Annotated in this window: 18 protein-coding genes and 1 pseudogene; 13 read left to right on the plus strand and 6 right to left on the minus strand. The window is 68.1% G+C overall.

All coding sequences use genetic code 11. The annotated features are described in order from the left end of the window. Positions 1–34 precede the first annotated feature (34 nt). Together L632_RS0114560 and L632_RS0114565 are read left to right on the plus strand one after the other, a co-directional pair. Positions 35–1513, plus strand: coding sequence for a L,D-transpeptidase (locus tag L632_RS0114560; RefSeq protein ID WP_028713237.1), 1479 nt, complete (start codon positions 35–37; stop codon positions 1511–1513). A gap of 1 nt (position 1514) precedes the next feature. Continuing rightward, positions 1515–2336, plus strand: a complete 822-nt coding sequence (locus L632_RS0114565) for an extensin family protein (RefSeq protein ID WP_028713236.1) — start codon at positions 1515–1517, stop codon at positions 2334–2336. A 3-nt stretch (positions 2337–2339) separates the two neighbouring features. Here the strand turns inward: L632_RS0114565 and L632_RS0114570 are convergent, their stop codons facing one another. Next, the gene (locus L632_RS0114570) at positions 2340–3071 is read right to left on the minus strand and encodes a Crp/Fnr family transcriptional regulator (RefSeq protein ID WP_051416247.1); all 732 of its coding nucleotides are present in this window, start codon (positions 3069–3071) and stop codon (positions 2340–2342) included. A 124-nt stretch (positions 3072–3195) separates the two neighbouring features. After that, positions 3196–4509 carry a FliI/YscN family ATPase gene (locus tag L632_RS0114575; protein WP_028713234.1) on the minus strand — a complete coding sequence of 438 codons (1314 nt, stop codon included), beginning with the start codon at positions 4507–4509 and terminating at the stop codon, positions 3196–3198. A 108-nt stretch (positions 4510–4617) separates the two neighbouring features. Here L632_RS0114575 and L632_RS0114580 point away from each other — a divergent pair, with 108 nt between their 5' ends. From L632_RS0114580 to L632_RS23915, 11 genes and pseudogenes are all read left to right on the plus strand, one after another. Then, a complete protein-coding gene (locus L632_RS0114580; RefSeq protein WP_028717043.1) occupies positions 4618–5007 on the plus strand; it encodes a FlgB family protein in 390 nt (129 codons plus the stop codon). A gap of 11 nt (positions 5008–5018) precedes the next feature. Next, positions 5019–5411, plus strand: a complete 393-nt coding sequence (gene flgC, locus L632_RS0114585) for a flagellar basal body rod protein FlgC (RefSeq protein ID WP_028713232.1) — start codon at positions 5019–5021, stop codon at positions 5409–5411. Between the two features lie 10 nt (positions 5412–5421). Beyond that, positions 5422–5700 carry a flagellar hook-basal body complex protein FliE gene (gene fliE / locus L632_RS0114590; protein WP_028713231.1) on the plus strand — a complete coding sequence of 93 codons (279 nt, stop codon included), beginning with the start codon at positions 5422–5424 and terminating at the stop codon, positions 5698–5700. 9 nt (positions 5701–5709) lie between these two features. Next, a complete protein-coding gene (locus L632_RS0114595) occupies positions 5710–5976 on the plus strand; it encodes a flagellar biosynthetic protein FliQ (RefSeq protein ID WP_028713230.1) in 267 nt (88 codons plus the stop codon). A 3-nt stretch (positions 5977–5979) separates the two neighbouring features. Beyond that, entirely contained in the window at positions 5980–6696 is a 717-nt protein-coding gene (locus L632_RS0114600; RefSeq protein ID WP_028713229.1) for a flagellar hook-basal body complex protein, read from the plus strand. Positions 6697–6707: 11 nt separating this feature from the next. Continuing rightward, the gene (gene flgG / locus L632_RS0114605; protein ID WP_028717044.1) at positions 6708–7493 is read left to right on the plus strand and encodes a flagellar basal-body rod protein FlgG; all 786 of its coding nucleotides are present in this window, start codon (positions 6708–6710) and stop codon (positions 7491–7493) included. Beyond that, entirely contained in the window at positions 7493–7909 is a 417-nt protein-coding gene (gene flgA / locus L632_RS0114610) for a flagellar basal body P-ring formation chaperone FlgA (protein ID WP_028713227.1), read from the plus strand. Before flgG ends, flgA begins: the two co-directional genes overlap by 1 nt. A gap of 10 nt (positions 7910–7919) precedes the next feature. Continuing rightward, complete coding sequence (flgH, locus tag L632_RS0114615; RefSeq protein WP_156929475.1) at positions 7920–8672, plus strand: flagellar basal body L-ring protein FlgH; 753 nt, start codon at positions 7920–7922, stop codon at positions 8670–8672. A gap of 11 nt (positions 8673–8683) precedes the next feature. After that, positions 8684–9220: a hypothetical protein gene (locus L632_RS0114620; RefSeq protein WP_028713225.1), complete on the plus strand. Its 537-nt coding sequence runs from the start codon at positions 8684–8686 to the stop codon at positions 9218–9220. A gap of 72 nt (positions 9221–9292) precedes the next feature. Then, on the plus strand, positions 9293–10231 hold the full coding sequence (locus tag L632_RS0114625; RefSeq protein ID WP_028713224.1) for a glycosyltransferase: 939 nt from the start codon (positions 9293–9295) through the stop codon (positions 10229–10231). Positions 10232–10435: 204 nt separating this feature from the next. Continuing rightward, positions 10436–11139 (plus strand): annotated as a pseudogene (locus L632_RS23915) (IS5 family transposase). A gap of 950 nt (positions 11140–12089) precedes the next feature. Here L632_RS23915 and rfbA read toward each other — a convergent pair. Genes rfbA through rfbC form a run of 4 tightly spaced genes read right to left on the minus strand, consistent with a single transcriptional unit; the run spans position 12090 to position 15443 of the window. Continuing rightward, the gene (rfbA, locus tag L632_RS0114640; protein ID WP_028717046.1) at positions 12090–12983 is read right to left on the minus strand and encodes a glucose-1-phosphate thymidylyltransferase RfbA; all 894 of its coding nucleotides are present in this window, start codon (positions 12981–12983) and stop codon (positions 12090–12092) included. After that, positions 12980–13831 (minus strand): dTDP-4-dehydrorhamnose reductase, encoded by an 852-nt coding sequence (gene rfbD, locus L632_RS0114645; RefSeq protein WP_028713222.1) that lies wholly within the window; start codon positions 13829–13831, stop codon positions 12980–12982. Before rfbD ends, rfbA begins: the two co-directional genes overlap by 4 nt. Continuing rightward, positions 13828–14865: a dTDP-glucose 4,6-dehydratase gene (gene rfbB, locus L632_RS0114650; protein WP_028713221.1), complete on the minus strand. Its 1038-nt coding sequence runs from the start codon at positions 14863–14865 to the stop codon at positions 13828–13830. The genes rfbD and rfbB overlap by 4 nt, the downstream gene beginning before the upstream one ends. Next, positions 14862–15443, minus strand: a complete 582-nt coding sequence (rfbC, locus tag L632_RS0114655; protein WP_028713220.1) for a dTDP-4-dehydrorhamnose 3,5-epimerase — start codon at positions 15441–15443, stop codon at positions 14862–14864. Before rfbC ends, rfbB begins: the two co-directional genes overlap by 4 nt. Positions 15444–15517: the final 74 nt, after the last annotated feature.

The following is a 15517-nucleotide window of genomic DNA, read 5'->3' on the forward strand; positions in this document are numbered from 1 at the left end:
CAAAACACGACAGGCAAACAGACCGGATCCGAGCATGCCCCCGACCCGACCCCGCACGGGCGTCCTTGCGCGCCTTTCGCTGGCCGCCGCCCTTCTGCTGCCGCTTTCGCCCGGCTGGGCGCAGGCGGTGCCCTCGACCGCCCCGGCCACAGCGCCCGCATCGGGCACCGCGGCGCAGGTGGCGGCGCCGAAACCCCGGGCGCTGACCACGATCACGCCTGCCGAGATCGAGCTGGCCGGCTATGACGGCGGCGACCTGCCCGCCGGCCAGTCGGCGCTGACCGCCAAGGTGCAGATCCTGCTGGACCGGGCCGGCATCTCGCCCGGCGTGGTGGACGGCTGGCGCGGCGGCATGAGCGAAAGCGCCATCATGGCCTTCCAGCGCCGCTCGGGCCTGCCGATGACCGGGCGCATGGATCACGCGGTCTGGGACCTGCTGCAGGGCTATGCGGCCGCGCCGCTGACGGCGGACTATACCATCACCGAGGAGGACGCGACCGGGCTGGTGGACCGCATCCCCTCGGATTACGCGGAAAAGGCCGCGATGACCTCGCAGGGCTATACCAGCGTGCTGGAGAAGCTGGCCGAGCGATTCCACATGGACGAGAAGTTTCTGGCCAAGCTGAACCCCGGCGCCGCCTTCCGGCCCGGCGAGACGATCCACGTCACCGTGCCGGCCAAGCCGATCCGGGCCACCGTCACCCGCATCATCGTGGACAAGGAAACCCGCCGCGTGGCCGCCTATGACGCCAAGGGCAACATGGTCGCGGATTACCCGGCCACCGTCGGATCGGCCGACACGCCCTCGCCGCACGGCAATCACGTCGTCGACGCGGTGGCGCTGAACCCGACCTATACCTACAATCCGCATCGCAACTTCAGGCAGGGCCAGAACGACCGGGTGCTGATCGTCCCGCCGGGGCCGAACGGGCCGGTGGGCAATGTCTGGATCGACCTGTCCGAGCCGACCTATGGCATCCACGGCACCGCCACCCCCTCGCAGCTGTTCCTGAACCAGTCGCATGGCTGCGTGCGGCTGACGAACTGGGACGCCTGGGAGCTGGCGCATATGGTCAAGCCCAAGGTCACGACGGTGGAGTTCCTGCCGCCGGGGGTGCGGATCGCCGATGTGACCGGCGCCTCGCCCATGGTGGCGGCCACCCAGGCGGCGGTCACCACGACCATCGCCGGCACCCGTCCCCCGGCGCGCGGCGACCGGATGCCGCCGCAGGTGATCGCGGCCGAGCTTCCCGCCGCACCGGCGGCGGCAGCGGTTGTTCCCGCCCCGACCGAGACCGCGGCGACCGCCGCCGCCGCGACGGTGGTGACGCCCGAGCCCCTGGTCATCACCCCGCCGGTGCCGGTCTCGGAAGAACCGCTGGTGCCCGACACGCCGCATCCCGCCACGGTCGAGGAAGAGCCGGAATACCCTTCCGACGCCGTGCTGCCTGACAGCCTGCCGGGAGAGGCGCCGGGCAGCGTGACGCTTTATCCCCAGCCCGGGCAGCCCTGAGATGCGCGGGCTGCTGGCGGGGCTGACGGTGCTGCTGACCGCGCTGCCGGGCCAGGCCCCGGCCGAGGAGGCGCCGGTTCCGCGTCCCGGCCGCCCGGCCGAGGACCGCCCCGCCCCGCGCCCCGACCATGAAGCCGCCCCGGCAGAGCCCGCAACCACCGCCGAACCCGCGCCCCGGCCCCAGGAACCGCCCGCCGAGGACGAGCAATCCGAGAGGGCCGGCCCTCCGGCCCCGCCGATCCGCGCCACACTGCGGGAAAGCGATTTCGCCTATTCCGCCTGCCTGCTGGAGCTGACCCTGCTGGGCGCCGATTTCAGCGAAGCGCCGCCTATCCTCGACCCCGAACAGCGCGATTGCGGCATCGACCGGCCGATCCTGCTGCGCCAGCCGCTGCCCGGCATCGAGATCCCGGGCGGTGCCCCCATGCGCTGCGATACGGCGCGGCATCTGGCGCATTGGCTGCGCGATTTCGTGCGGCCAGCCGCGGCCATGCTGCCGGGCCAGCCGCGGCTGGTCGCGCTGGAGCCGGGCTCGACCTATCAATGCCGGCCCACGGTCGGGAATGCGGGCGAGACCCTGTCCGAACACGCCTTCGGCAATGCCTTCGACATTGCCGCCTTCCGCTTCGAGGACGGCACGCGTCTCGCCGTCGAGCCGCGCCAGGACAGCGGCGACCTGCAGGAAGCCTTCCAGCGCGCGGTACGCGGCACGGCCTGCCTGCATTTCACCACCGTCCTCGGACCCGGCGCCAATGCGGCGCATGACAACCACCTGCACCTGGACATCAAGGCCCGGCGCGGCGGCTTTCGGCTGTGCCAATAGGCGCTAGCGCCGGACCCGGTCCAGCTCCAGATATTCCGGATCGAACCGCGCCAGCCGCGCCAGACCCGCCCAGTCGAGGATCTCGACCTCGCCGCCGTTCCAGCGGATCAGCCCGCCGGCGCGCAGGTCGCGCACCGCACGGTTCACATGGATCGGCGTATAGCCCAGGATGTCGGCCAGCTCTTTCTGCAGCAGCGGCAGGGTGAAGCGGTGGTTCTGCGCCGCGCCGACACTGGCGAGCCGGGTGTAGAGTTCGCACAGCAGATGCGCCAGATGCGCGCTGGAGCGCAGCGAGGCCGCCGCGACCAGCCATTGCCGATGGATCGCCGCATCGATCACCGTGGACATCCACAAGAGCCGCGTCAGATGCGGGAAATGCTGCGTGACCTCCCGCAGGGAGGCATGATCGACGAATTCGACCTCGGATTCGCCGACCGAGATCACGTCATGCTCCAGCCCGGCCAGCACGAAGCCGTGCAGATCGACGAAATCGCCCGGCACATGCAGGGCGGTGATCACCCGCTCGCCCGGCCGGCCGGTCAGTTCGTGCTGGCGCGCCGCCATGCCGCGCAGCATCATGCAGCTGCGCGTCGCCAGCCGCCCCCGGGGCACGATCACCTCGCCCGGGCGAAAACAGGCATGCGTGGTCGGAATCGCCCGAAGACAGGCGATGTCGGATTCGGAAAGCAGGTCCCTTCGCTGCAGGTAGCGGACGAAATATTCGGTGATGGCCATGACGCTCCTCGGCTCGACCGCGGGAGAGTGTCAACTCGACGGCGGCGGTGCAATGACCTCGGGTCACAGGTTAACATTCATCAATCATGCCATAACCTTGCCGGATTCATAGACTTCTTTCGGCTCAGGCCGCCCTTGCCGGCGCGCCCACCGCCTCGGCCAGAAGCGCGAAGCTGTGCTTCGCATCGCGGCTTGACCGGGTGAAGAACTGGTCCAGCGCCGGATAGAGCCGCACCGCCTCGTCCAGCCGGGCGTCGGTGCCCGGGGAATAAAGCCCGGCGCGGATCATCAGTTCGGATTCGGCATAGGTGCCCAGCATCGCCCGCGCCCGCGCGATCAGCGCGTTCTCGGCCGGCGTCGCCGCCTGCGGCAGGGAGCGCGAGACCGAGCGCAGCACGTCCACCGCCGGAAACCGGCCGCGCTCGGCGATGGCGCGGTCCAGCACGACATGGCCGTCCAGCACGCCGCGCAGGATGTCGGCCACCGGCTCCTCCATGTCCGAACCCGCGACAAGCACGCTGAAGATCGCGGTGATGTCGCCCGCACCCTCGGGCCCCGGCCCCGAGCGTTCGGCCAGCGACATGATCAGATGCGAGGTCGAGGGGGGAAAGCCGCGATAGCTGGGGCTTTCCCCCGCCGCCAGCGCGATCTCGCGATGCGCCTCGGCGAAGCGGGTGATCGAATCGGCCAGGAACAGCACGTGCCGGCCCTGATCGCGGAAATGCTCGGCCACCGTCATCGCCGCCCAGGCGCAGCGCCGTCGCATCAGCGGCGACTGGTCCGAAGTCGCCGCCACCACCACCGAGCGCGCCATGCCCTCCTCGCCCAGCGTCTCCTCGACGAATTCGCGCAGCTCGCGCCCGCGCTCGCCCACCAGCGCGATCACCACCACATCGGCCGAGACCCCCTTGGCCAGCGCGGAAAGCAGCGTGGACTTGCCGACGCCCGAACCCGCAAACAGCCCCATCCGCTGGCCGCGCACCAAAGGCAGGATGGTGTCGAAGACCGCAAGCCCGGTATCGAGCCGCCCGCCCAGCCGGTTGCGCAGGGCGGCCGGCGGCGGGGCAGGACGAAAGCCGCGCTCTTCCCCGCCCGCGACCAGGGGGCGCCCGTCCAGCGGCCTGCCGAAGGGGTCGATGATTCGCCCCACCCAGGCATTCGCCGGCGCCAGCGAGGGCGCAAAGACCAGCTCGACCCTTGTGCCGATCGACAGCCCGTCCATCGGCCCCTCGGGCAGGATCGCCGCCCGATCCTCATGCAGGGCGACAATTTCTCCGCCGAGGACTTCCCCGGAACGCATTGAAAATACGACTCGATCTCCAAGGGACGCATGGCTGTTCAGCCCGCCCGCCAGGATCAGACCGGCCTGGATGGCGCCGACCTGCCCGAAATGCCGGGTCATGCGGACCCGCCGCATCCGCGACGCGATAGATTGCATTTTATCCATTCCGACCTCGTTTTTTCCCGCCGGCGCCACCGCCTCGAAAGGGTTTCTAAACCTGTTGAGGTTAAGACCGGGTTTATCGGAACCTGAGGAGACGCCTCGATGTTTGACCGGATCGATACCTTGCGGATGGCCAGTTCCCTGACGGCCCACGCGGCCGAACGGCAAAAGCTGATCGCCCGGAACGTCGCCAATGCCGACACGCCCGGCTTTCGCTCGCGCGATCTTGCGGGCTTCGCCGAGACCTATCGCACGCATGTCACCGAGGGCATGCACGCCTCGCGGCCGGGGCACCTCACCGGCGTCGGCTGGGGCAATGACAAGGGCCGCGTCCTGGACGACGGCGGCGAGCCGTCGCCCAACGGCAACACCGTTTCGCTGGAAGAGGAGATCTTTCGCAGCGCGGCGGCAAAGCGCGAATTCGATCTCTCTCTGGCGGTGACGAAATCCTCGCTCGGGCTGATTCGCACCAGCCTCGGCCGCCGCGGCTAGGGGATGCGCAGATGACCGATTCGCTTTCCGCAGTCGAACTCGCCGCCTCGGGGATGCGGTCGCAGGCGGTGCGCCTGCGCCATATCTCGGAAAACATCGCCAATGCCGACACGCCCGGCTATCGCCGCAAGGTCGTCGCCTTCCAGGAGCAGGTCGATTTCGGCCGGCGGACCGGCGCCGTCGCGGCCGGCCCGACGCGTTTCGACCGGCGCGAACTGCCGCGCATCTACGACCCGGCCCATCCGATGGCCGATGACGAAGGCTATTATTCGGGCTCCAACGTGGACCTGATCATCGAGATCGCCGACGCGAAAGAGGCTGGCCGCAGCTACGAGGCCAATCTGCGCGTCTTTGAACAGTCCCGCCAGATGGGCAGCGCCCTGCTGGATCTGATCCGCCGCTAGGGGAACCGCCATGATTTCATCGACATTCGCCGCAACCGCCTACGACCATGCCCGCCATGCCGTCGCGCCGGCCGATGGCCTGCCCCAGGGCGTGACCGCCGCCGCCTCGGACTTCGCCCGGGTGATGGAGCAGGTCGATATCGCCGCCACCGGCGCCATGACGGGCAAGGCCGACACGCATGAGCTGGTCCAGAGCATCGCCCAGGCCGAGATCGCGCTCGAGACCGTGGTCGCCATCCGCGACAAGGTGGTCGAGGCCTATCAGGAAATCCTGCGCATGCCGGTCTGAGGGGGAACCATGGACGAGAACCTGATCTTCGACCTGACCCGGCAGGCGCTGTGGATCGCCGTGCGCATGGCCGCGCCGCTGCTGATCGTGGCGCTGGTCACCGGCGTGGTCATCGGCCTGTTCCAGGCCCTGACCTCGGTGCAGGAGATGACGCTGACCTTCGTGCCCAAGATCGGCCTGATGCTGATGGTGTTCTGGGTCAGCATGAGCTTCATGACCGCGACGCTCACCAGCTTCTTCACCGACCAGATCCTGCCGCAGATCGCGGGGTCCTAGGCCATGGACAACGCGATCTATGCCGCCCTGACCCGGCAATCCGGCCTGATGCGCGAGATGCGCACCGTCGCCAACAACATCGCCAATGCCGACACCGCGGGCTTCCGCCGCGAGGGGGTGGTGTTTTCGGAATACATGGTGCCGCTTGATCGCCGCGGGGAAACGCTGGCCATGGCCAACGGCCGTGGTCGCATGGTCGATCTCAGTCCCGGCGGCATGACCCAGACCAACGGCCAGTTCGACATGGCCATCGACGGCGAGGGCTTCCTGATGGTGCAGACGCCGCAGGGCAACCGCCTGACCCGCGCCGGCGCCTTCATGACCAATGCCGAGGGCGAGCTGGTCAATCCCGACGGCTACCAGCTGCTCGATGACGGCCAGGCCCCGATCGTGATCCCGGCGGGGGTCCGCGGCATCGGCATCGGCACGGATGGCACCGTCTCGGCCGACGGCAATCCGATCGGGCGCATCGGCGTCTTTGCCGGTCCCGAGCCGTCGAAGCTGCGGCACGAGGCCGGCACGCTCTTCGATCCGGGCGGCGCGGTCGAGCCGCTTGACGACGCGGTGCTGCGCCAGGGTTTCCTCGAGGATTCCAACGTCGATCCGGTGCTGGAGATCGCGCGCATGATCGAGGTCCAGCGCGCCTATCAACTGGGCCAGAGCTTCCTTGACCAGGAAGACCAGCGCATCCGCCAGGCCATCACCTCCCTGACCCGGTGAAAGGACAGAACATGAGAGCTCTTCAGATCGCGGCGACCGGCATGAGCGCGCAGCAGATGCGCGTCGAGGTCATCTCGAACAACCTCGCCAACATGTCCACCACGGGCTACAACGCCCGGCGCGCGGAATTCGCCGATCTGCAATATCAGCAGGCCACCCGGCCGGGCACCCTGACCGCGACCACCGGGGCCATGGTGCCGGCGGGCATCCAGCTTGGCCTGGGCGTGCGCCCGGCCAGCGTCACGGTCATGCTGGCGCAGGGTTCGCTGACCCAGACCAACGGCGATCTGGACATCGCCATCGACGGCAGCGGCTATCTCGAGGTCACGATGCCTTCGGGCATCTCGGCCTATACCCGGGACGGCAGCCTCAAACGCTCGGCCGAGGGGCAGGTCGTCACTTCGGAGGGCTATCCGCTAGTCCCCGACATCACCATCCCCGAGGACGCCCGCAGCATCTCGATCAATGCCGATGGCGAGGTCTTCGCCTATTTCAACGACCGCGTCGAACCCGAAAACCTCGGCCAGATCACGCTGGCCAGCTTCATCAACGAAAAGGGGCTCGAGGCGATCGGCTCGAACCTGTTCCTGGAAACCGTCGCTTCGGGCGCCCCGCAGGTCGCCACGCCGGGCCAGGAGGGGCTGGGCACGATCCGCGCCGGCTACCTCGAGGAAAGCTCGGTCGATCCCGTGCGCGAGATCGCCGAACTGATCAAGGCGCAGCGCGGCTATGAGCTGAACTCCAAGGTGATCACCGCGGCGGACCAGATGCTCGGCACCACGGTGCAGGTGCGGTGATGCGGCTGCTTGTCCTCGCGCTCGCCTTTCTGCCGCATTGGGCGCTTGCCGGGCCGGTGGTGGCCACGCGAACCCTGCCGGCCGGCACCGTGATCTCGGCCGCGGATGTGACCATCGCCGAGGGACAGGCGGGCGGGCCCCAGGACATCGCGCAGGTGCTGGGCCAGCAGCTGCGCGTCATGGTTTATCAGGGACGGCGCATCGACCCCTCGGCCCTGACCGCGCCGACCCTTGTCGGCCGCAATCAGATCGTCACCATCGCCTACGAGAGCTCCTCCCTGCGCATCGAGGCCGAGGGCCGCGCGCTTTCGGCCGGCAGCGTCGGGCAGATCATCCGCGTGATGAACAACGCGTCGCGCGTGACCGTCTCGGGGCGCGTCGCCCCGGACGGGACGGTCATCGTCCAGCAAAACTGAAAGTCATTCCATGCCCCAGAACATGCATCCCCGCCCCGTCCTCCTGCTTGGCGCCCTGTCGCTGGCCCTGTCGCTTTCGGCCTGCGGCCGGGTCTCGCAGGTCGGCCGGGTTCCCGCCATGACCGAACCCGAAAGCAGCGTCGAGTTCCAGGCCATGACTTCCTCGGGCTACGGCATCGGCACGCTTCCCGACCGGCCGGACAGCACGGCCTCGCTTTGGTCCGGCGCGCAGAATTCGCTGGTCGCGGACCGGCGCGCCACCAGCCGCGGCGACATCCTGACCGTGGTCATCGAGATCGACGACCGGGCCGAGATCCAGAACAGCTCGGGGCGCAGCCGCAGCTCGGCCGACAAGGTCAGCATCCCCTCGCTGATGGGCCTGCCGCAGCGCATCGACGAGATCCTGCCCGACGGCGCCAGCATGGACGAACTGGCCGAGGCCAAGGCCTCCTCCAGCTTCAAGGGCAGCGGCAATATCTCGCGGCGGGACAAGCTGACCCTGCGCGTCGCCGCCACGGTCGTCGATCGCCTGCCCAATGGCGTCCTGAAAATCCAGGGCACCCAGGAGGTCCGGGTGAACTATGAGGTCCGCGAGCTGACCGTCAGCGGCTTCGTGCGCCCCTCGGATATCGGGCGGCGCAACGAGATCGCCTATGACCGCATCGCCGGGGCGCGCATTTCCTATGGCGGACGCGGGCAGATCAGCGATGTTCAGCAGCCGCGCTATGGCCAGCAGATCGCCGATATCCTCCTGCCGTATTGAGGGGGAAGGCCGTGAAGAAGATCCTGCTTATCCTGATCCCCCTGCTGGCCTTCGTCGGCGGCTCGGTGGGGGGCGACATGCTCGGCGGCGGAAAGGCCGCCGGGAAAGCCGAGGCGAAGCCGGGCGCCGATACCGAAACCGTGGCGGAAGCCGGCGGAGCGCATGCCCCCAACGCCTCGGCGGCGGCCGAGGGCGGCCATGGCGGCGGCGCGGAAAGCGGTGCGAGCCTGGATTGGTTCAAGTTTCCGAACCAGTTCTTCGTGCCGATCCTGCGCAACGGCACCCCCACGGCGGTGATGATCCTGTCGCTGAGCATCGAGATGCCCGCCACGGCCCGCTCCGATATCGAGGCCCAAGAACACCGGTTGCGCGACGCGTTGCTGAATGCGCTGATGATCGAAGCCAATACCGGCGGTTTCGATGGCAATTTCACCGCCGAACCGGCGCTGCAGCGGCTGCGCGCGGCCCTGCTGGCCGCCGGACAGAAGGCCGCGGGTCCGAATGTGAAGCGCATCCTGATCGAGGATATCGGCCGGCAGGCGCAATGACCCTCGCATCTGCCCCTCTGGTCCGCGGCCCGGGGTCGCTATAGGTAAGGCGCACCGAGACCGGAGACCGAGTTGCACCCGCCGATCACCATCGTCATGGCCAGCTATAACGGAGGGCGCTTCATCCGTCCCCAGCTGGACAGCCTGGTCGCGCAAAGCGTCGCGAACTGGCGGCTGATCGTCTCGGACGACGGCTCGACGGACGGCACGCGGCAGATGGTGTCGGATTTCGCCCGAACCCGCCCGGCGGGCCAAGTCGAGCTGATCGACGGGCCCGGGCTGGGCTCGACGCGGAACTTCCTGCAGCTGACGCGCCGCGTCGAGCGCGGCGGCTGGCTGGCCTATGCCGACCAGGACGATGTCTGGCTGCCCGACCGGCTGGCGCGGGGCGTGTCCTTCCTGACCGGCCGGCAAGGCCCGGCGATCTACGCGGCCCGGACCACGATCTGCGACGAGGCGCTCAACCCCGTCGCAGCGGCGCCGCATTTTCCCGGGCCTTTCGGGTTTCGCAATGCGCTGATCCAGGCCTGCCTGCCGGGGAACACCATCCTTGCCAATGGCGCGGCGGTGCGGCTTTTGCAATCCGCCGCGCCCGCCGCCGAAAGCGCCGACATCGTCTCGCATGACTGGTGGGCCTATCAACTGCTGTCGGGCGCCGGCGCCGAAATCATGCGGGACCGGGCCCAGGTGCTGCTCTACCGCCAGCACCCGGGCAATCTGATGGGGCGCAACGATACCGCGCGGGCCCGCGCCGCGCGGGTCTCGATGCTGATGGACGGCCGCTTCGCCGACTGGCTCTTTCGCAACCAGCAGGCCCTGGAACCGGTCGCTCATCTGCTTCTGCCCTCGAACCGGCGCCTGCTGCACCGCTTTGGCGACATGCTATGCTCCAGCGGTCCGCGGGCCTTCGCCGAAATCTTGCGCATGCGGCTTTACCGACAGACGCGGGCGGGCACGCTGGCCGTTCTCGCCGCCGCCTTGGCTGGACGCTTGCGCCGGCCGAATCGCTAGGGCCTGCGGGTTCAGCGCAAAGGCCGGACGTCTTTCCCCTCCCTCGCGCCGAAACTCTTCGGGCACAGGCAGGGGCCGTGCCCTAGGACGGATCGACATTCAGGATTCCGTTTTGGCTTGATGTCTGATTCATAGGGCTCCGTGATTTGTCACGGCGCTTGAGATGGACACCAAACGCTATGAGTCGAGGCGTAGTGGGGGCGAATAGCGCCCCTGCTGGCGGGGACGGCTGGTGATCCCGGCCGCACTGGAACGGATAATCGTTTGTGTGTGAACGGTGTTTTCCGGGTTCTACGATCAGGCGCGCATTGGCGCGATCTACCCCAACGCTACGGCAAGTGCAGGAGCGTCCACAAGCGCTTTTCCCGCTGGGCCGAGGGGGCGGGGAGAAGGTCTTCGCCTCGTTGATCAAGGATCGCAACAACAAGTCCCTGATGCTGGACACCGCTCCGGTCCGCGCCCACCAGCAGGCGGCGACCGAAAAAAGGGGGATCGGAACCAGGCTCTGGGGCGCTCCCGGGGAGGATTGACCACTAAGGTCCATATGCTCGCCGACAGGCTCAGCAGACCGTTGCGCTTCATTCTCACGCCCGGTCAGGCAGGCGCATCACAACGGCGGCCGCTTTGCTCGAAGGCTTCAATGCCAAGGCTGTTCTGGCCGGTAAAGCCTATGACGCCAATTGGTTAAGGGCAATCATCAGCCAGATGGGAGCCGAAGCGGTCATCCCTTGCAACCCTACCCGCAGCTGTCCCCCCGCGACCTTGCCGCGTACAGACTACGCAACCGCATTGAGCGCTGCTTCAACAAGCTCAAGCACTTCTGGCGCTTCGCAACCAGATACGACCGCCTCGCAAGACACTTCCTCGCATTCATCCATCTCGCCGTTGCTATGATCTGGATGCGATGAATGTCGATTAAGACTAGGGGCAGCCCGGCCAGCAAGGCGGTTCGTCACGCTGCACGGGCGAATGCCCCGAAGACGGCCAGGAACAACCCGACCCGACCAGCCGGGCAGGCAATCGTGGCGGATAGCTGCGGCGGACTTGCATGATCGAATCGGCACGGAAGGCCCGACCTTGCCGGACTACTGCGGTATTGATTCTCGACCTGATCGGCTTCGGGGCGGCAGTCCGCGATAGCCAAATGCGGCAGAGGCCGTCAGAGGAAAGCTACGATCCTGGAAGCAAGAGTTCCACGGGGCTAAGCCTCGCGGGCGCCTCACTGCTCCTGCAACGGAGCGGGAGAGCCATGCTGACAATGCAGGCCGGCCGCCTGCAGCGGGCACCGGTCGCGTCACCATGACCATGCCTGGCTCGGCCACGGGCGCGGCATGCCGAGTGCCGCAGCCCGATGCATCGTCGTGATTTCCTACAAGCTTTCGGCATACAAGGACCAGCGAACGTGGGGTTCCAGAGGCGGGCGCTTCGCTGGCGCAGCAAGCCATTCGCTAGGTTGAATCATCCAAGGCCTTCGAAGCCGCGACGCGCAGGCTGTGCTTTCATTCTAGACCTATTTTCATGATGTGCAGATATCTGGCGCGGAGAAGGCGGCAGGCGAGAAGCCCCCAACGTGGCATAGCACGCCGGGTCCTTGCGGCGCGATATCCGGGCTGCCCAGGTCGGGGGCACAGAAAGCCGGCCGACCAGGCAAAGGTGGCGGTGAAGCGGGCACCGTGCGCATCGCCAGCCATGCTCCGTCCCGCGCCACGCCCGCGCCACGCCAAGACCGCACCCCGCCTGAGCGCGCCCGCGCGAAACCGGGGCCGGCCGCGCGCCCGGAACATAGCCGTCAGGATACGCCTGCCGGAAGCAGAGCGGGCAAGGAACGGGGCGGGGTCCTGCGTCGCGGGCCTGCGCTTCAGCTCAGCAGCCGCGCAAGATAGTTGCCGTACTGGTTCTTGGAGAACTTGCGCGCCTGATCGCGCAGCCGCTCGGCATCAATCCAGCCCTGGCTATAGGCGATCTCTTCCGGGCAGCCGGTCTGCAGCCCCTGGCGCTGCTCCAGCGTGCGCACGAAATTGCCGGCATCCAGCAGGCTGGCATGGGTGCCGGTGTCAAGCCAGGCGAAGCCGCGCCCCATGCGCTCGACCGTCAGGCTGCCCTCGTGCAGATAGGTTTCCAACAGCGTCGTGATCTCCAGCTCGCCCCGGGCCGAGGGCCGCACCTCGCGCGCGCGGGCGGGTGCGCTGCCGTCCAGGAAATAAAGCCCGGTCACCGCGTAATCCGAGGGCGGAACCTCGGGCTTTTCGATGATCGCGCTGGCCCTGCCCTGCTCGTCAAAGGCCACCACCCCATAGCGTTCGGGGTCGGCGACGCGATAGCCGAACACCGTGCCGCCCTGGATCCGGCGGTCCGCGGCCTCCAGCAGCAGCGACAGGCCATGGCCGAAGAAGATGTTATCGCCCAGCACCATGGCCGAGGGGCTGCCGGCCAGGAAATCCTCGGCCAGCAGATAGGCCTGGGCCAGCCCGTCGGGCGAGGGCTGCACCAGATAATGGAAGCTGAGCCCCCATTGGCTGCCGTCGCCCAGCAACCGGCGGAACTGGTCCTGATCCTCGGGCGTGGTGATGATGGCGATCTTGCGGATGCCGGACAGCATCAGCACGGTGATCGGGTAATAGACCATCGGCTTGTCATAGATCGGCAGCAGCTGTTTCGACACGCCCATGGTGATCGGATAAAGCCGCGTGCCCGACCCGCCGGCCAGAATGATGCCCTTGCGGCGGCTGGCGGGAGTTTCGGATTGGGTCATGGTTTCAGCTCCTGCAAGACCTTGGCGAGACCGGCACGCCAGTCGGGGCGACTGATGCCGAAATCCCGCAGAATGGCGGCGCAATCCAGGCGCGAATTGGCCGGGCGTCGGGCGGGGGTGGGATAGTCCGCCGTGGAAATCCCGGTGACGCGGCAGGAGAGGCCCGCCTGCGCCATGATCTCGCGCGCGAAGCCGGCCCAGCTGGTGTCGGGCGCCCCGGCGAAGTGATAGAGGCCGCCGCGCGCCGCATCGGCCCGCATGGCGTCCAGCATGGTCAGGCCGGCGGCAGCGATGTCGGCCGCCGGGGTCGGTCCGCCCTGCTGGTCGGCGACGACGCGCAGCTCGTCGCGCTCGGCGCCCAGCCGCAGCATGGTCCTGACGAAATTCGCGCCATGGGCCGAGAACACCCAGGAGGTGCGCAGCACCGCCCATTGCCCGCCGGCGGCGGCGATGCCGCGCTCTCCGGCCAGCTTGGTCGCGCCATAGACGCCCAGCGGGCCGGTGGGATCGGTCTCGGACCAGGGCCGCTCGCCCGAGCCGTCGAAGACGTAGTCGGTCGAGAGATGCAGGAAGGGCACGCCCCGTTCCACTGCCGCCCGGGCCATGGCGGCGGGCGCCTCGGCATTGACGGCGCGGGCCAGGTCGGGCTCGGATTCGGCGCGGTCCACGGCGGTATAGGCCGCGGCGTTCAGCACCGCCGCACAGTCTGATGCCCGGATCGCCGCGGCGCAGGCGGCGGGATCGGTCAGATCGGCCTGGTCGCGGCCGAGGAATCGCGCCCCGGGCGCCAGCCGCGCCAGCTCGGTCGCGACCTGTCCGGTGCGGCCGAAGACCAGAAGGTCCTTCATGCCGTGCCGAGCCTTTCCCCGACCCCCTGCCGGGTCAGCAGCGGCCGCCACCACTCCTCGTTTTGCAGATACCATTCGACGGTGCGGGCCAGCCCCTCCTCGACCGTGACCGAGGGACGCCAGCCCAGCTCGGTGCGGATGCGGGTCGGGTCGATGGCATAGCGCCGGTCGTGGCCCGGACGGTCGGCGACGAAGCGGATCAGCCGGTCATGCGGCGCGGCATCCGGGCGCAGCCGGTCCATATGTCCGCAGATGGTTCGCACGAGGTCGATGTTCCTGGCCTCGTTCTCGCCGCCGATATTGTAGCTGCGGCCGATGCGGCCCTTTTCCAGCACCAGCAGCAGCGCGTCGGCGTGATCCTCGACATAAAGCCAGTCGCGGATATTGCCGCCGTCGCCATAGACCGGGATCGGCCGGCCGTGCAGCGCGTTCAGGATCACCACCGGCACCAGCTTTTCCGGGAAGTGGAAGGGCCCGTAATTGTTGGAGCAATTGGTCAGCACCACCGGCAGGCCATAGGTCTCGTGCCAGGCGCGGACCAGATGGTCCGAGGCGGCTTTCGAGGCCGAATAGGGGCTGCGCGGGTCGTAGGGCGTGTCTTCGGTGAACTGGCCGGTCTCGCCCAGCGAGCCGAAAACCTCGTCGGTCGAGATGTGGTGAAAGCGGAACCCCTCGGGCCGGCCCTGCGCGGTCCACCAGGCCCGCGCCGCCTCAAGCAGGTTGTAGGTGCCGGTCACGTTCGTCTCGATGAAGGCGCCCGGCCCGTCGATCGAGCGGTCCACATGGCTTTCCGCGGCCAGATGCATGATCGCGTCGGGCCGGTGCGCGGCCAGGATGCGGTCCAGCGCCGCGCGGTCGCGGATGTCGGCCCGTTCGAAGGCATAGAGCGGGCTGCCGGCGACCGGGGCGACGTTCTCGAGATTGGCGGCATAGGTCAGCGAATCGAGGTTCACCACCCGGTGCCCCCGCGCCACCGCCAGCCGCACCACCGCCGAACCGATGAATCCCGCGCCGCCGGTCACCAGAATCTTCATAATCTCGCCTCGTAATCAAAAGGCCCTTCATAGGTGAAAGGGCTGTCGAACTCGTCCAATGCCGGGGCGTCCGCGTCCTTGGCCGACAGGATCGGCCGGGCGCCGACGCCCCAGTCGATGCCGATACTGTCCCAAGCCACCGCCCCATCGCAATCCGGCGCGTAATGATCTGTACATTTGTAGAGGATTTCCGTGTCCGGCTCGCGCGTCACGAAACCATGCAGGAACCCAGGCGGAATCCACAGCTGGCGGCCGTTCTCGAAGGACAGCTCGCAGCCGGTCCATCGCCCATAGGTCGGGCTGCCCCTGCGGATATCGACCGCGACGTCGAACAGCCGCCCGCGTCCGCAGCGCACCAGCTTGCCCTGCGCATGCGGCGGGGCCTGGAAATGCAGCCCCCGCAGCGTGCCGGGCGCAGCGGATAAGGAATGATTATCCTGAACGAATTCCGGCAGATCGAGCCCCGCCTCGTGCAGGGTCCGCCGGTTCCAGCTTTCGCAGAAGAAGCCGCGCTCGTCGCCGAACCGCCGCGGAACGAGGACCAGCACGCCCGGAAGCGAGGTCTTTTGAATCTGCATCTGTCCCTACCAGATTTTGCTTCTCGCAAGGGTGCGTATGGAGGAACTCCCGAACGCGCACAAGCCGCGCCCCC

The sequence above is a fragment of the Paracoccus sp. J39 genome, from assembly GCF_000518925.1.
Taxonomy (GTDB): domain Bacteria; phylum Pseudomonadota; class Alphaproteobacteria; order Rhodobacterales; family Rhodobacteraceae; genus Paracoccus.

Coding starts and splice junctions, on each gene's coding strand:
- L632_RS0114580 (WP_028717043.1), top strand. CDS start 4,618: ATGTTTGACCGGATCGATACCTTGCGGATGGCCAGTTCCCTGACGGCC.
- L632_RS0114595 (WP_028713230.1), top strand. CDS start 5,710: ATGGACGAGAACCTGATCTTCGACCTGACCCGGCAGGCGCTGTGGATC.
- flgG (WP_028717044.1), top strand. CDS start 6,708: ATGAGAGCTCTTCAGATCGCGGCGACCGGCATGAGCGCGCAGCAGATG.
- flgA (WP_028713227.1), top strand. CDS start 7,493: ATGCGGCTGCTTGTCCTCGCGCTCGCCTTTCTGCCGCATTGGGCGCTT.
- rfbC (WP_028713220.1), bottom strand. CDS start 15,443: ATGCAGATTCAAAAGACCTCGCTTCCGGGCGTGCTGGTCCTCGTTCCG.
- flgC (WP_028713232.1), top strand. CDS start 5,019: ATGACCGATTCGCTTTCCGCAGTCGAACTCGCCGCCTCGGGGATGCGG.
- flgH (WP_156929475.1), top strand. CDS start 7,920: ATGCCCCAGAACATGCATCCCCGCCCCGTCCTCCTGCTTGGCGCCCTG.
- rfbA (WP_028717046.1), bottom strand. CDS start 12,983: ATGACCCAATCCGAAACTCCCGCCAGCCGCCGCAAGGGCATCATTCTG.
- L632_RS0114600 (WP_028713229.1), top strand. CDS start 5,980: ATGGACAACGCGATCTATGCCGCCCTGACCCGGCAATCCGGCCTGATG.
- L632_RS0114560 (WP_028713237.1), top strand. CDS start 35: ATGCCCCCGACCCGACCCCGCACGGGCGTCCTTGCGCGCCTTTCGCTG.
- L632_RS0114570 (WP_051416247.1), bottom strand. CDS start 3,071: ATGGCCATCACCGAATATTTCGTCCGCTACCTGCAGCGAAGGGACCTG.
- L632_RS0114565 (WP_028713236.1), top strand. CDS start 1,515: ATGCGCGGGCTGCTGGCGGGGCTGACGGTGCTGCTGACCGCGCTGCCG.
- rfbB (WP_028713221.1), bottom strand. CDS start 14,865: ATGAAGATTCTGGTGACCGGCGGCGCGGGATTCATCGGTTCGGCGGTG.
- fliE (WP_028713231.1), top strand. CDS start 5,422: ATGATTTCATCGACATTCGCCGCAACCGCCTACGACCATGCCCGCCAT.
- L632_RS0114575 (WP_028713234.1), bottom strand. CDS start 4,509: ATGCAATCTATCGCGTCGCGGATGCGGCGGGTCCGCATGACCCGGCAT.
- rfbD (WP_028713222.1), bottom strand. CDS start 13,831: ATGAAGGACCTTCTGGTCTTCGGCCGCACCGGACAGGTCGCGACCGAG.